This window comes from Kribbella sp. NPDC051587 (assembly GCF_044453945.1).
In the GTDB taxonomy this organism is placed as follows: Bacteria; Actinomycetota; Actinomycetes; order Propionibacteriales; family Kribbellaceae; genus Kribbella.
This window is the reverse complement of the sequence record NZ_JBITDE010000007.1, coordinates 385126-399291: the sequence shown is the minus strand read 5'-3', so window position 1 is coordinate 399291 and position 14166 is coordinate 385126. Positions and strand designations below refer to the sequence as shown.

General features: G+C 67.2%; 12 protein-coding genes. 10 read left to right on the top strand and 2 right to left on the bottom strand.

Features of this window, described 5'->3' with window-relative positions; translation table 11 throughout:
* The first annotated feature begins 36 nt into the window (after positions 1 to 36).
* The 9 genes from ACIA49_RS25990 to ACIA49_RS25950 are packed head-to-tail and all read left to right on the top strand — an operon-like array spanning position 37 to position 10021.
* Complete coding sequence (locus ACIA49_RS25990; RefSeq protein WP_396379924.1) at positions 37 to 1683, top strand: hypothetical protein; 1647 nt, start codon at positions 37 to 39, stop codon at positions 1681 to 1683.
* Positions 1684 to 1686: 3 nt separating this feature from the next.
* Positions 1687 to 2766: an NADH:ubiquinone reductase (Na(+)-transporting) subunit F gene (locus tag ACIA49_RS25985; RefSeq protein ID WP_396379923.1), complete on the top strand. Its 1080-nt coding sequence runs from the start codon at positions 1687 to 1689 to the stop codon at positions 2764 to 2766.
* Positions 2763 to 3947: an aromatic/alkene monooxygenase hydroxylase subunit beta gene (locus tag ACIA49_RS25980; protein WP_396379922.1), complete on the top strand. Its 1185-nt coding sequence runs from the start codon at positions 2763 to 2765 to the stop codon at positions 3945 to 3947. Before ACIA49_RS25985 ends, ACIA49_RS25980 begins: the two co-directional genes overlap by 4 nt.
* Complete coding sequence (mimD, locus tag ACIA49_RS25975; RefSeq protein ID WP_396379921.1) at positions 3944 to 4318, top strand: propane 2-monooxygenase effector subunit MimD; 375 nt, start codon at positions 3944 to 3946, stop codon at positions 4316 to 4318. Before ACIA49_RS25980 ends, mimD begins: the two co-directional genes overlap by 4 nt.
* A 13-nt stretch (positions 4319 to 4331) precedes the next feature.
* On the top strand, positions 4332 to 5375 hold the full coding sequence (locus ACIA49_RS25970) for an amidohydrolase family protein (RefSeq protein WP_396379920.1): 1044 nt from the start codon (positions 4332 to 4334) through the stop codon (positions 5373 to 5375).
* Positions 5375 to 6070 carry an iron-sulfur cluster assembly protein gene (locus ACIA49_RS25965; RefSeq protein ID WP_396379919.1) on the top strand — a complete coding sequence of 232 codons (696 nt, stop codon included), beginning with the start codon at positions 5375 to 5377 and terminating at the stop codon, positions 6068 to 6070. The genes ACIA49_RS25970 and ACIA49_RS25965 overlap by 1 nt, the downstream gene beginning before the upstream one ends.
* A complete protein-coding gene (locus tag ACIA49_RS25960) occupies positions 6067 to 7092 on the top strand; it encodes an NAD(P)-dependent alcohol dehydrogenase (protein ID WP_396379918.1) in 1026 nt (341 codons plus the stop codon). The genes ACIA49_RS25965 and ACIA49_RS25960 overlap by 4 nt, the downstream gene beginning before the upstream one ends.
* 22 nt (positions 7093 to 7114) lie before the next feature.
* A complete protein-coding gene (gene groL, locus ACIA49_RS25955) occupies positions 7115 to 8806 on the top strand; it encodes a chaperonin GroEL (RefSeq protein WP_396379917.1) in 1692 nt (563 codons plus the stop codon).
* A 12-nt stretch (positions 8807 to 8818) separates the two neighbouring features.
* Positions 8819 to 10021, top strand: coding sequence for an ROK family protein (locus ACIA49_RS25950; RefSeq protein ID WP_396379916.1), 1203 nt, complete (start codon positions 8819 to 8821; stop codon positions 10019 to 10021).
* Here ACIA49_RS25950 and ACIA49_RS25945 read toward each other — a convergent pair.
* Positions 10018 to 10263 carry a winged helix-turn-helix transcriptional regulator gene (locus ACIA49_RS25945; protein ID WP_396379915.1) on the bottom strand — a complete coding sequence of 82 codons (246 nt, stop codon included), beginning with the start codon at positions 10261 to 10263 and terminating at the stop codon, positions 10018 to 10020. The genes ACIA49_RS25950 and ACIA49_RS25945 overlap by 4 nt on opposite strands.
* A gap of 48 nt (positions 10264 to 10311) precedes the next feature.
* On the opposite strand from ACIA49_RS25945, the gene ACIA49_RS25940 reads away from it, so the two are divergent.
* On the top strand, positions 10312 to 10767 hold the full coding sequence (locus tag ACIA49_RS25940) for a cupin domain-containing protein (RefSeq protein ID WP_396379914.1): 456 nt from the start codon (positions 10312 to 10314) through the stop codon (positions 10765 to 10767).
* 796 nt (positions 10768 to 11563) lie between these two features.
* Here the strand turns inward: ACIA49_RS25940 and ACIA49_RS25935 are convergent.
* The gene (locus ACIA49_RS25935; protein WP_396379913.1) at positions 11564 to 13258 is read right to left on the bottom strand and encodes a DUF222 domain-containing protein; all 1695 of its coding nucleotides are present in this window, start codon (positions 13256 to 13258) and stop codon (positions 11564 to 11566) included.
* Between the last annotated feature and the right edge of the window lie 908 nt (positions 13259 to 14166).

Genomic DNA, 14166 nt, shown 5'->3' with positions numbered 1-14166 from the left:
CTACTTCGAAGCAACCCCAGCGACGTAAGGAGTGCCATGAGTCGCCAGAGTGTGGCCAAGGCCCACCAGAAGATCCAGGAGCTGTCCTGGGAGCCTGCCTACCACGAGCCGGTCTCCCAGTACGGGACCGACTACACGTTCCGCAAGGCGCAGAAGAAGGACCCGCTCAAGCAGGTCCTGCGGTCGTACTTCCCGATGCAGGAGGAGAAGGACCACCGCGTCTACGGCGCCTCCGACGGAGCGATCCGCGGCAACATGTTCCGGCAGGTGCAGGAGCGCTGGCTGGAATGGCAGAAGCTGTTCCTGAGCATCATCCCGCTGCCGGAGATCTCCGCCGCGCGGGCGATGCCGCTGCTGTTCCGGACCGTTCCGAACCCGGAGCTGCACAACGGGCAGGCCATCCAGATGATCGACGAGGTCAGGCACTCGACGATCCAGCAGAACCTCAAGCGCCTGTACATGAACAACTACATCGACCCGGCGGGCTTCAACTCCAGCCTGCGCAACTTCCAGAGCGACTACTGCGGCACCATCGGCCGCCAGTTCGCCGAGGGGTTCATCACCGGGGACGCGATCACCGCGGCCAGTATCTACCTCACGATCGTGGCCGAGACCGCGTTCACCAACACGCTGTTCGTCGCGATGCCGGCCGAGGCCGCCGCGAACGGCGACTACCTGCTGCCGACCGTGTTCCACTCGGTCCAGTCCGACGAGTCCCGGCACATCAGCAACGGGTACGCGACGCTGCTGATGGCGCTGGCCGACGAGGGCAACCACCAGCTGCTGGCCCGCGACCTGCGCTATGCCTGGTGGAACAACCACCGCGTCGTCGACGCCGCGATCGGCACCTTCATCGAGTACGGCACCAAGGACCGTCGCAAGGATCGCGAGTCGTACGCCGAGATGTGGCGGCGCTGGATCTACGACGACTACTACCGCAGCTACCTGGTGCCGCTGGAGAAGTACGGCCTGGAGATCCCGCACGACCTGATCGAGGAGTCCTGGAACCAGATCTGGAACAAGGGCTACGTGCACGAGGTCGCGCAGTTCTTCGCCACCGGCTGGCTGGCCAACTACTGGCGGATCGACCCGATGGACGACAAGGACTTCGAGTGGTTCGAGTACAAGTACCCGGGCTGGTACGACAAGTACGGCGCCTGGTGGGAGAACTACGCCCGGCTCTCGAAGCCGCACGGCAACAAGCCGATCGTCTTCGAGGAGGTCGACTACGAGTACCCGCACCGCTGCTGGACCTGCATGGTGCCCTGCCTGGTCCGCGAGGACATGGTGATGGAGAAGGTCGACGGTCAGTGGCGCACCTACTGCCACGAGATGTGCAAGTGGACCGACGCGACCGCGTTCCGGCCGACGTACCAGGGCCGGCAGACGCCGAACATGGGCAAGCTGATCGGGCACCGCGAGTGGGAGACCCTGTACCACGGCTGGAACTGGGCGGACGTGGTCTCCGACATGGGCTTCGTCCGTGACGACGGCAAGACGATGGTCGCGCAGCCGCATCTGGACCTGAACCCCAAGGAGATGTGGACCCTCGACGACCTGCGCAAGTGCCCGCCGCTGGCGAGCCCGAACGTGCTGCTGAACGAGATGAGCGACGACGAGCGCACCGCGTTCGCCGCCCGCTACGTCAAGGGTGGTCCCGGCGGACGTCCCGGCAAAGACTGACGGATGACGGGCAAACACGTCGTACGGTTCGAACCCGTCGGCATCGAGATCGAGGTGGCGGAGGATCAGACGATCCTCCGCGCCGCGGCCGAGCAGGGCGTGATGCTCATGCACGGGTGCAAGGAGGGGCAGTGCGCCTCCTGCAAGTCGTTCGTTCTCGACGGTGACGACATCGAGCACGATCGGTACTCGACCTTCGCGCTTCCGGACTACGAGCTGGACGAGGGCTACACGCTGCTGTGCCGGGCGCACGCCTACGAGGACCTGACGATCGAACTGCTCAACTACGACGAGGAGATGATCCGCTCCGGGCTGCCGATCCAGGAGCGGGTCGCCGAGGTGGTCGCGATCACCCCGGTCACCCATGACCTGCGGCATCTGGTGCTGAAGCTGACCGGGGACGACGGCGAGCTCAAGTTCTTCCCCGGCCAGTACGTCGACATCCGGGTACCGGGGACGGAGGCCAGCCGTTCGTTCTCGATGGCCAACACCTCAAGCCGCGGCGGTGTCAACGGTGAGGGGGGCCAACTGGAATTCGTCATCCGCATCTACCCGGGCGGAATGTTCTCCGAGTTCCTCGACCAGCGGTTGCAGGTCGGGGACCAGCTGGAGATCACCGGCCCGTTCGGGGTCTTCACGCTGCGGGACAACCCGGGCTCGCGGATCGTGTTCGTCGGCGGCGGCGCGGGGATGGCGCCGATCCTGTCGCTGTTGCGGACGATGGCCGAGCGCGGGATCGAACGGCAGGCCACCTACTACTACGGGGCCCGCAAGCAGCAGGACCTGTGCTTCCACGACGAACTCCAGGCACTGCAGGAGACCCTGCCGGGTTTCCGGTACGTGCCGGCCCTGTCCGAAGAAGAGTGGGACGGCGAGAGCGGGCTGATCACCGACGTGGTCCGCAAGCACGAACCGGATCTGAAGGGCGCCGACGCGTACGTGTGCGGCCCGCCCCCGATGGTCGAGGCCGCACTCCCGTTGCTCGAGGGACTGGGCGTCGTACCGAAGCACATCTACTACGACAAGTTCACCACGACCGGCGATGCCGGTGACCCCAAGGTGCTGGAGGCAGAGAGCCGATGACCACCACACAGAATCCCGCTCCCGAACGGAGCGTGCCGAAGCCGGTCTTCACCGATGCCGAGGCAGGCGCACGGGTCTTCCCGGACTCGTCGTCGCGGCAGTACAACTACTACAAGCCGCAGAAGCGCAAGCAGAGCCTGTACGAGGACGTCACGGTCGACGTCCAGCCCGACCCGCGGCACTACCTGAGCCAGGGCTGGCTGTACGGCTTCGCCGACGGCCGCGGTGGTTACCCGCTGGACTGGACCGCGCTCAAGGCGTGGGGCCAGGACAAGGAGTCCCCGCAGCGCGGCATCGGCAGTGGCGGGATGTTCCCGAAGGAGTGGCCGGCCACCGGCTGGCACGAGTTCCGCGACCCGAACGAGGAGTGGGAGCTCACCTTCTACCGCAACAACTCCAACGTGGTCCGCCAGGTCAACCAGAACATCGACTCGGCCAAGCTGTCCAAGGCGTTCGAGCAGTGGAACCCGAACTGGGTCCGCTTCGTCGAGCAGCACGTCGGCGCCTGGATGCACGTCGACCACGGCCTCGGCCTGTACCTGTACGCGAACGCCAACCGGCGCGCACCCACCAACATGCACAACAACGCGATCTCGGTGAACAGCATGCACCGGATCCGGGCCGCCCAGGACCTCGCGCTCTACAACCTCACGCTGTCGGAGGAGATCGAAGGCTTCGACGGTACGGCGCACCTGGAGACCTGGACGTCCGATCCGGCCTGGCAGGGTGTCCGCGACGTCGCCGAGCGACTGACCGGCATCGACGACTGGGGCGAGGCGATCTTCGCCGCGAACGTCGTCTTCGAGCCGCTGGTCGGTGAGCTGTTCCGCAGCCAGCTCGTCCAGCAGGCAGCACCGCGCAACGGTGACTTCGTCACCCCGACGGTGATCGGTGCCGGCGAGCACGACTTCGCCGAGCGCGACCTGCGCTACACCACGGCGATGTTCGAGCTGCTGACCAACGACAGCGAGTTCGCGGACCACAACAAGGCCCTGCTCCAGGACTGGCTGTCCACCTGGACCGCGCTCGCCCTGTCCGCTGCCCGCACCCTGCAGCCGCTGTGGTCGCAGCCGGATGCCAAGCCGCCGCGGTTCGAGGACGGACTCGACCGGGTGAAGAGCCGGTTCAGCGGGATCCTCTCCACGCTGGGCCTCGAGGACCCGAAGGAGCTGACACTGTGACCAGCCTCAAGACCACGTCGGAGAGCCCGTTCAAGTCCGACAACACCGCGTCGAACAAGTGCGGCGTGACCCTGATGAACAACCAGGTCGGCGCGGTCGTGGCCGAGGTGATGAGCGGTCTGGACAACGTCACCGTGACGCCGCTGCCGTCGATGATCCGGGTCGACGCGACCGGCCGGATGGACTTCGTCTACGACGACATCTCCGAGGCCCTCGGCCAGGAGCCCGGCTACTACGACGCGGCCGAGTTCGAGGAGAACATGTCCACCCACTACGGGCGGATGGTGCACCTCGACGACCGGACCATCATGTTCGCCAATCCCGAGGACGCGGCCGAGTACATCGGCTTCGATCTTTCCGCGACCGAGTAGGGGGAGACCGCCCGTGTACGAGAAGAACGGTGAGAAGTACTTCGTGGTCGACAGCCACATGCACTTCTGGGACGCCGGGCCGGACAACTGGGTGCCGGGCGCCGAACAGTACGCCAAAGGCTGGATCGAGTGTTTCCACGCCTACCAGAGCCTGGGTCCCCAGGAGACCCACTGGACGATCGAGAAGTTCATGAGCTACACCGAGGACGACCTGATGAAGGACGTCTTCTCCGACGGCTACGTGGACGTCGCGGTCTTCCAGCCGACGTACCTCAAGGAGTGGTACGCCGACGGGTTCAACACCACCGAGAAGAACGCCGGCCTGGGTGAGAAGCATCCGGGCCTGTTCGTCCACAACACCCGGTTCGACCCGCGGGACGGCGACACCGGGCTGGCCGAGCTGAAGGCGAACATCGACCGGTACAACTCCACCGGCGTCAAGCTCTACACCGCCGAGTGGAACAACGGGTCCCGGGGCTACAAGCTGTCCGACCCGGCGGCGTACCGGTATCTGGAGAAGGCCCAGGAGTGGGGCATCAAGAACGTCCACGTCCACAAGGGCCCGACGATCTGGCCGCTGGACAAGGACGCGTTCGACGTCTCCGACATCGACCACGCGGCAACCGACTTCCCCGAGCTCAACTTCATCGTCGAGCACGTCGGGCTGCCGCGGATCGAGGACTTCTGCTTCATGGCGACCCAGGAACCCAACGTGTACGCCGGTCTGTCCGTCGTGATCGGCGGTCTGATGCACGCCCGGCCGCACTTCTTCGCCAAGGTGATGGGTGAGCTGCTGTTCTGGGTCGGCGAGGACAAGATGACGTTCGGCAGCGACTACGGCATCTGGGAACCGAAGTGGCAGATCGAGGGCTTCGTCGACTGGGAGTTCCCGGACGCACCGGAGTTCGCGGACTACCCGCGGCTCGGGGTCGAGGGCAAGAAGAAGATCCTCGGACTGAACGCGGCCAAGCTCTACGACATCAAGGTGCCGGACGAGCTGCAGCTTGCCAGTGCCACTCCGGCGGCGCAGGACGACGCGAAGCTGGTCACCCAGTAATGACGACAGTCGTCGAGCGGTCCAGGGTGCTGAGCGCCCTGGACCGCGTCCGGGATCCCGAGCTGGATGAGCCGATCACCACGCTCGGGTTCGTTGCGTCCTGCCACGTGTCGGCAGCCGGCGACGTCGCCGTCCGGCTCCGGCTCCCGACGTACTTCTGTGCGGCCAACTTCGCGTTCCTGATGGTCGCCGACGCGTACGACGTCCTGGCCGCCCTACCGGAGATCCGCTCGGTCGACGTGGTCCTGGAGGACCACTTCGCGGGCGCGCAGATCAACGCCGGGGTCGCCGCCCGGGCCGGGTTCGTCGCCAGCTTCGACGGTGAGGCGGCCGCCGAGCTGGACGAGCTGCGGCGCACCTTCGTCACCAAGGCGATGCTGGCCGGCACCGACCAGGTGTGCCGGCCGTTGATTGCCTCCGGCACCGATCCGGCGTCGCTGGCCGCGCTGACGCTGGGCGACGTACCGGAGTCTCCCGAGCTGGATCGGCTGCGTCGTCGGCGTACCGAGCTCGGCTTGCCGGTGGACGACACGTCGCCGTTGCTCATCGACCCGGCGACCGGTGGGCCGGTCGAGGCGGCCGGGGCACCGAAGTACTTGGGTTTCGCTCGCCTCACCCGGACCGGGATCGAGGCCAACACCGGGATCTGCAGGGGCATGTTGAGTCATCGGTACCCCGAGGAGGAGCAGGGATGAAGGCCGTTCGACTGCACGGATACCACCAGCAGCCGGTCGTCGAGGACGTACCGGAACCGGCCGTCAAGGGCCCGCTGGACGTGGTCGTCAAGATCGGTGGCGCGGGAGTGTGCCGGACCGATCTGCACATCATCGAGGGCCAGTGGGACGCGGCGATGCACCCGCCGCTGCCGTACACGATCGGCCACGAGAACGCCGGCTGGGTCTCGGAGATCGGTTCCGCGGTGACCAATGTCGCCGTTGGCGACACCGTCATCCTGCACCCGACGCCAACCTGCGGGCTGTGCCGGGCCTGCCGGGCCGGCGACGACATGCATTGTGTGGCAAGCACTTTCCCGGGACTCGACAGCGACGGCGGGATGGCGGAGTACCTCCTCACCTCCGCACGCGCCTGCGTCAAACTCGACCCGGCGACGCGACCACAAGACGTTGCCGCGTTGGCCGACGCCGGCATCACGGCGTACCACGCGGTCCGCAAGGCGATCCCGCTGCTCTGGCCCGGTACGACGGCGGTCGTGATCGGCGCGGGCGGTCTCGGCCACATCGGGATCCAGTGCCTGGCCGCGTTGACCGCGACCCGGATCATCGTGGTGGACCGCAATCCCGAGGCGCTGAAACTCGCCGAGCAGCTGGGTGCCGATCAGACGGTCGTTGCGGACGGCAACCAGATCGAGACGGTCCGGGAGCTCACCGACGGCGCCGGAGCGCACGTCGTACTGGACTTCGTCGCCGAGCAGGGTGCGGAGCAGGACGGCTTCGCGATGACGGCGGCGGGCGGTTCGTACTTCGTGATCGGGTACGGCGGCCAGGTGCAGATCCCGACCCTGGACATCATCTCCACCGAACGCAACATCATCGGGAACATCGTCGGGACCTTCAACGAGCTGGCCGAACTGATGGCGCTCGCCCAGGCCGGCAAGGTCACCCTGCACACCCGCAGCTATCCCCTGGACGCGGCCGCCGAGGCGATCGCCGATCTCGACGCCGGCCGGGTTCGCGGCCGCGCGATTCTCGTTCCCTGACTGACTTTTCTGGAGGGTTTTCATGGCCAAGGAACTTCGCTTCGGCACCCAGGCACGCGACCTGTTGCTGGCAGGGGTGGATCAGCTCGCCGACGCGGTGAAGACGACCCTCGGCCCCAAGGGCCGCAACGTGATCCTGGAGAAGATCACCGGATCGCCGGTGATCACCAACGACGGCGTCACGATCGCCCGGGAGATCTTCCTCAAGGACCAGTTCGAGAACATGGGCGCGCAGCTGGTCAAGGAAGCCGCGATCAAGACCAACGACATCGTCGGTGACGGTACGACGACCGCCACCGTGATCGCCCAGGCCATCGTGCACGAGGGCATGACGGCGATCTCGGCCGGCGGCAACCCCGTGCTGGTGAAACGGGGTATCGACCTGGCCGTCGGCAAGCTGGTCGAGCGGCTGCGCGAGGTGGCGCATCCGGTCCAGAGCGAGCGCGATCTCGCCCGGGTCGCCGCGATCTCGGCCAACGACGACGACACGGTCGGCGCGGTGATCGCGAAGGCGCTGCACACCATCGGTGACGGCGGCATCGTCACGGTCGAGGAGTCGGCGACGTACGGGATGCGGGTGGACTTCGTCGAGGGATTCGAGTTCGACAACGGATACCTGTCGCCGTACATGGTGACGGATCCGGGCAGCATGCAGGCGGTGCTGGAGGATCCGTACATCCTGTTGTGTAGCGAGAAGATCACCAAGATCCAGGAGATCATGCCGCTGCTGGACAAGATCATGCGCGCGCCGCGACCGCTGGTGATCATCGCGGAGAACCTCGAAGGCACCGCGCTCAGCATGCTCGTGCACAACCATGTGAACGGGCTCTTCCAGTGTGTCGCCGTTCGGGCACCTGGCTTCGGTGACCGGCGGCTGCACAAGCTCGAGGACATCGCCGCGATCACCGGTGGCGCGGTCTACAGCAAGCACTCCGGCTTCACCCTGGAGACGATGACGCTCGACCAGCTCGGCCGCGCGGACCAGATCCGGGTCAACGCGGACCGGACCGCGATCGTGGCCGAGGGCGGGCACGAGAAAGAGGTCGAGTTCCGGCTCACCCAGCTGCGGGCCGAGCTGCAGCGGGCGTCGTTCGGAGTCGACGAGGACGTGCTGACCGAGCGGATCGGCGCACTGTCCGGACGGGTCGCCGTGATCCGGGTCGGTGCACCGACACCGGCCGAACTCAAGGAACTTCAGCATCGCGTCGAGGACGCGCTCTCCGCGACCCGCGCCGCAATGGCTGAGGGCATCGTGGCCGGCGGCGGCATGGCCCTCCTACATGCCGCGTCGGCTCTCGATGATCTGGACGTCAAGGACGACTACGCCACCGGAGTGGCGATCGTGCGGCGCGCGCTGCGCGAACCGGCGTACCTGATCGCGACCAACGCCGGCTACAACGGCGGCGAGGTCCTGGAGCGTACGTCGGCCATGGGGGTCGACGACGGTTTCGACGCCCTGGACGGCGTCTACGGGAACATGCTCCAGATGGGCATCGTGGATCCGCTCCGGGTCGCCCGGTCGGCGCTGCAGAACGGCGCCTCGGTGGCCGGGCTGCTGCTGACCACCAACACGCTGATCGCCGAAGAGCAGACGCCGTGGGGCGGCAGCGCGGCCCTGATGACCGAGTACGGCGCGCTGGACGAGGGCCTGCACCAGCCGTCGCCCGACTCGAGCACGCCGCAGTCCCTCGGGCTCGGCCCCTCGGTCGGATAGTAATCTCCTGGGGTGGCTCAGGATTCTGGACGATCAGGTGACTCCTCGCTGCTGCGGAAGCTGAACGCCGCAGCAGCGCTGGAGGCCTTCCTGAAGGCCGAGTCGCTGACCCCGCGTGAGCTCCGCGCCGTCGTCGGCGTCTCCCGGCCGACGGCCGAGGAGCTCCTCGCCGGCCTGATCGCGGAGGGGCGCGTCGAAGAGACCGCTCCCCCACGGTCCACGGCCGCTGCCTCCCGCGGCGCCGGCCGTCCGGCCCGGCACTTCCGCTTCCGGGCCGAGTCCGGCCACGTCAGCGGTATCGACATCGGTGCGCACAAGGCAATGGCCGTTGTCACCGACCTGCGCGGCAACACCCTCGCCACCCAGCGCGTCGAGCTCGACCCGACGCTGGACGCTGCTGGTCGTTTAGCTGCTGCCATCGAGATCACGCGCGCCACCTGGCGCGAGGCCGGTCTCGGCCCGGCCGAGATCACCAACGCCGCCTGCGGCGTCACCGGAGCGCTCCGGGCCGGTGAGGGCGTTCAGGACGTACGGCGTGGTCCGATCGGCTCTGGACTGGCCGTGTACTCGCTGCCCGGCTTCACTGAGGTCGACGTAGCTGCCGAGCTGTCGGCCGGGCTCGGCGTACCGGTTGCGGTAGCGAACGACGTGAAGCTGGCTGCCCTGGCTGAGCAATGGAAGGGCGCGGCGCAGGGGTATCGCGACATCGTCTACATGTTCGCCGGTCATCGCGCCGGCGCCGGAGTGCTGATCAACGGGCACGTGCACCAGGGCCACCACGGCGCGGCCGGCGAGATCGGTACCTGGCCGGCGCTCGGCTGGGAGGCCGCGGTCGACCAACTGCACGCCCGCGGTGCCGCGTTGGCGGCGGCTGCCGGTTTGCCTTCCGGTCGTGAGGGCGAGTTGGTGATCGCGTCCGCGGCTGTGCAGGATCCGGAGAGTCAGCGAGTGCTGATCGAATTCGCCGAGGTGCTGGCCCGTGGCGCCGCCGTACTGGCTTTGGCCGTTGATCCCGAGGTCGTCGTACTCGGCGGCGGGATGTCACGCGGTGGGGCAATCATCGCCGAACCGTTCCGACGTGAGCTGGCCCGGTTGGCGCTGGTCCCCATCGAGGTCATCAGCTCGACGATGGGTGCGGATTCGGTCGCGCTGGGCGCGGCCCGGATGGCACTCGACACCGTGCTCGCGGACCTCCTCGCCGTACCGGGTGCTTAGCCGCGGTACGTCGTCACCCAGCCCTCGATCTGGCCGACGATCGCCAGGAGATCCTTGCCCGCGGCCGTAACGGCGTACTCGACCTGTGGCGGCAGGGTCGGATAAACGGTTCGCGTCACGAGTCCCGCCGACTCGAGATTGCGCAGGCTCGTGCTCAACATCCGTTGCGTGATCGGAGCGAGCGTTCTCCTCAGTTCGTTGAACCCCTTGGCGCCGTCGCGGAGCTCGAAGAGCGCGAGCACTTCTCCCCGATCAGCGCCAGCACCTTCCGCGCCTCCTCACACGCCTGCATGGGTCCGGTCTGGGCAGCCGGCGACGTCTACACGATCAAAGCCCGCGCCGAGCAGACCCACGGCGGCTTCGGCCTGATCGAAGCCACGGTCCCCGCCGGCGGCGGTCCCCCACCCCACGCCCACCCCAACGAGGAAGAGACCTTCTACCTGCTGTCCGGCGAACTCGAGTTCCTCGACGGCGACGAAACCTTCCTCGCCAAGCCCGGCGACTTCGTCCACATCCCCCGCGGCGTCCGCCACCGCTTCCACAACATCGGCAACCACGCCGCCAAGATGCTGTTCTTCTTCACCCCCGGCGGCGTCGAATCCATCATCGCCGACCACGCTCAACCCGCCGTACCCGGCGAATCCCCACCCACCACCCTCACCCCCGAACAACTAACCCGCTTCGCCACCATGTCCGCCCTAGCCCACACCATCAACCTCCCCGCCCCAGTTGACGCATCAACCTAACCCTAACGCGCTCCTTAGCCAGCCGATAGGACGGCGCCCACGAACGACGACTGCCCCGCCTCACACCGCCGTTGCGTGGGCATCCGGCCGTTGACCACCTCAACCCACCACCCCGACTACCCCTGCCCCGACAAGGGCACGTCCGCCCATGCCCCTCCAACTCGCCGCCCTGCATGGGCATCCGGCCACTGCTGCACAACCGCGTATGCGGCCATACCCACCTCAACTCGCCGCCCCAGCGTGGGCATCTGGCCATGCGGGGCGGCAATTCAACCGGCTCCACACCTGCACCCCCGGTACACCGGGCCCTCCCCGCCTCAGCCCGCCGCCCACAACCCGACCACCTCCACCCCAAACCGCCATACCAACACGTCCGGGCACGCCGGGCCTGCCCGCCTCAGCACAGTGCCCCCAACAACTCGACCGGATCCGCGCCAAACCGCCGTACCAGCACGTCCGGGTACGCCGGTCCTGCCCGCCTCAGCCCGCCGCCCCCACAATCCGACCAGCTCCACGCCAAACCGCCGTACCAGCACGTCCGGGTACGCCGGTCCTGCCCGCCTCAGCACAGTGCCCCCGACAACTCGACCGGATCCGCGCCAAACCGCCGTACCAGCACCCCCCAGTACGCCGGCCGCCAGCGCGAGCCTCGACCGACGCGAACCCGGTCTCGCCCTACCGCCTAATGCACGGCGTACACCGACTGGATTCGCGGTCCGCGGCCGCGATCGTGCGATCCGCGAGGCAGTGACCGCGCGGATCGCTCGGGGCGGGAAGCCGCCCGCGGGCTGGGCGACTACGGACCGGTGGCTGGGGCGGTGTCAGTCGCCCAGGGATCGGTGAAGTCGGGCACCATCGCCCTCAAGCGAGTCCGGAAGGCCTCGCGAGCGGCGGCCACCTCCGGACTAGGGAGTCGACTGGCGGCAGGAAGTCGAGTCGCCTGCTCGTACACCGGGTTGCTGCTGACACCGCCACCCATGCGGTCAGCGCTCAGCCCACCAGCCCCGCCGCTGTCGGCAGGCGTGAGCCCGTCAACTCCCCAGAACCCGGAGCTGCGGGCAGGTCCGAACCCATCACCACCAACATCGCCACCCGGCGTAAACCCACCAGCTCCACCGTCGCCTGCAGCCCTAGGCCTCCCAGGGTCGGCTGCAAGCCCATCAGCAGCAGCATTGTGGGCAGGCGTGACCCCGTCTGGGCTCGCGCTCGAGGCAGGCGTGGCCCAGCCGATGACGGCGGCCAGGTCGGCGAGGGCTGTGGGACTCGTACGGGGTGGTGGGTCAGCCCAGCCGGGACGGGTGACCTGGACGAGCCCGCCCGTGATCGAGACAGCCCACTGGCCCGCGTGCACTGCGCGGTGGTGGGCAGCGCACAGCAGGACGAGGTTCTGAAGGCTGGTCGGGCCGCCGTCGGCCCAGTAGATGATGTGGTGGGCGTGGCACATCCACGGTGGTGCTTTGCAGACCACGCAGCCTTTGTCGCGCTTGTTCAAGGCCCGGCGCAGGTACCGGTTCACGAACCGCTGCTCGGTACCGACGTCCAGGGGTTGTGAGTCGCCGCCGAGCACGATCGGCAGGATCGCCGCGTCACAGGCCAGCAGCCGCACGGCCGAGGCGGACAGGTTGCCTCCGAGCACCATTTCACCGACCGCACCAGCCCCACCGGACTCAGTGTCTCCGGCGCGGAAGGCTTCGGGGGTGTTGGTGAGGAGCGCGGCTTTGAGGTCGTTGAAGTCGATGGTGACGGTGATGTGCGGTACGCCTGGATGGTCGGGGTTGCCGGCGGCGGCGTCCAGGACTCCTTTGAACGAGTCGACTTGGCGGACGTCGAGTGGCCGGGGGTCGCGTTCACCGTCGACGGTCTTGTGCGGTTTGGCTCCGGTGTGGATCTGGGTCAGTAACAGTTCGCCGCTGGCACCGGCCACGAACCCGGAGAACCTGACCCCACCATCGACCTGCCGCAACCGGAATGTCTCTTTCGCCAGCGCCTCGTCCTCAGCCGGCTCAGCACCATCGGTATCCAACCGCGCCAGGACCTCCTGGCCGAACTTGGCCAGCTCACGCGGGTTGGAGATCCGGGCCACCTCGACCATCTGCTCCTCGGCGACCTCCAACACGTCAACCGGGACCGACGCGGGCGCCTTCTCCAGGGTGGTGACGATCACCTTGGCCAGCGCGGGATCCAGGACCGCCGGGTGTGCCGGGTCGGTGGGGTCGGGCAGCGCGTCGGTCACCGCCGGATACTTGCCGAGGGCACCGGAAAACTTCAGGTCTTTACGGACGACGGCGGGGTCGAGCCGGTACCGCTGTGATACGAGTTCGACGGTGTCGCGGGCGCCGAGTTCTTGGGCGGTGCCCATGTCGTCGAGTCGTGCGGTGGCTTGCAGGATGTAGGTCTCGATGAGGGACTTGGCGGCGTACAGGTTGTCGAGAGTGGTCAGCAGTTCGCTGCCACTCTGCGACCACACCGGCGCCATCGCCAAGTTCTCCATACCGAAAAGCATAGCCACGCCTACCGACAGTTTTCGAGCCGAGAACCCCTTATTTACAACGGATTCGTGGGCTGTTTTGTGGGCTGATTGCCCGTTCAACTTGCCCACACCTCCCGATGACGTTGCTCGGTACTTTTTCGTCACCTGGACCCGAAAAACTTACCGATAACGCAAGACCCCCCAAGCATCACGCACCCAAGCCACAGCCCGGAAGCCCAGGCAACCTCAACCTCGGTCGCCGACCGCACCATCCCCCTCAACCATCCACCTGCCGCACCCGAAGGTTTCAGTCGACCGCCGCAGGCGGCCGGAGCGACGCCAACCACCAGGGGTTTGAACAAGACGTCGGGGATGTGAACAGGCCATAGCTTGTTCACGCCCACCGCAGCAGGTGCACACCCCCGACACGCGGTCCCTATCCACCGAGCCACACCATGACTGGCGGGGTGCACTACCGGTTGGCTTTCATTGCCTGGACCCGAGAAACTCACCCATAGTGCAAGACCTCCTCGCATCCCGCACCTCAGCCATAGCCCGTCAGCCACTGGCAAGGGTGTACCTCGGTCGCCGACCGCACCATCCCCCTCAACCATCTACCTGCCGCACCCGAAGGCTCCAGTCGACCGCCGCAGGCGGCCGAGTCACGCCAACCACCGAGGGTTTGAACAAGACCTCGGGGATGTGAACAGGCCATAGCTTGTTCACACCCACCGCAGCAGGTACACACCCCCGACACGCGGTCCCTATCCACCGAAGCAGACCATGACTGGCCGGGTGCACTACCGGTTAGCTTTTCGTCGCCTAGACCCGAGAAACTCACCCCAGCGCAAGACTCCCGAGCATCACGCGCCTCAGCCACAGCCCGTCAGCCACAGGCATGGGTGTACCTCGGTCGCCGACCGCACCAT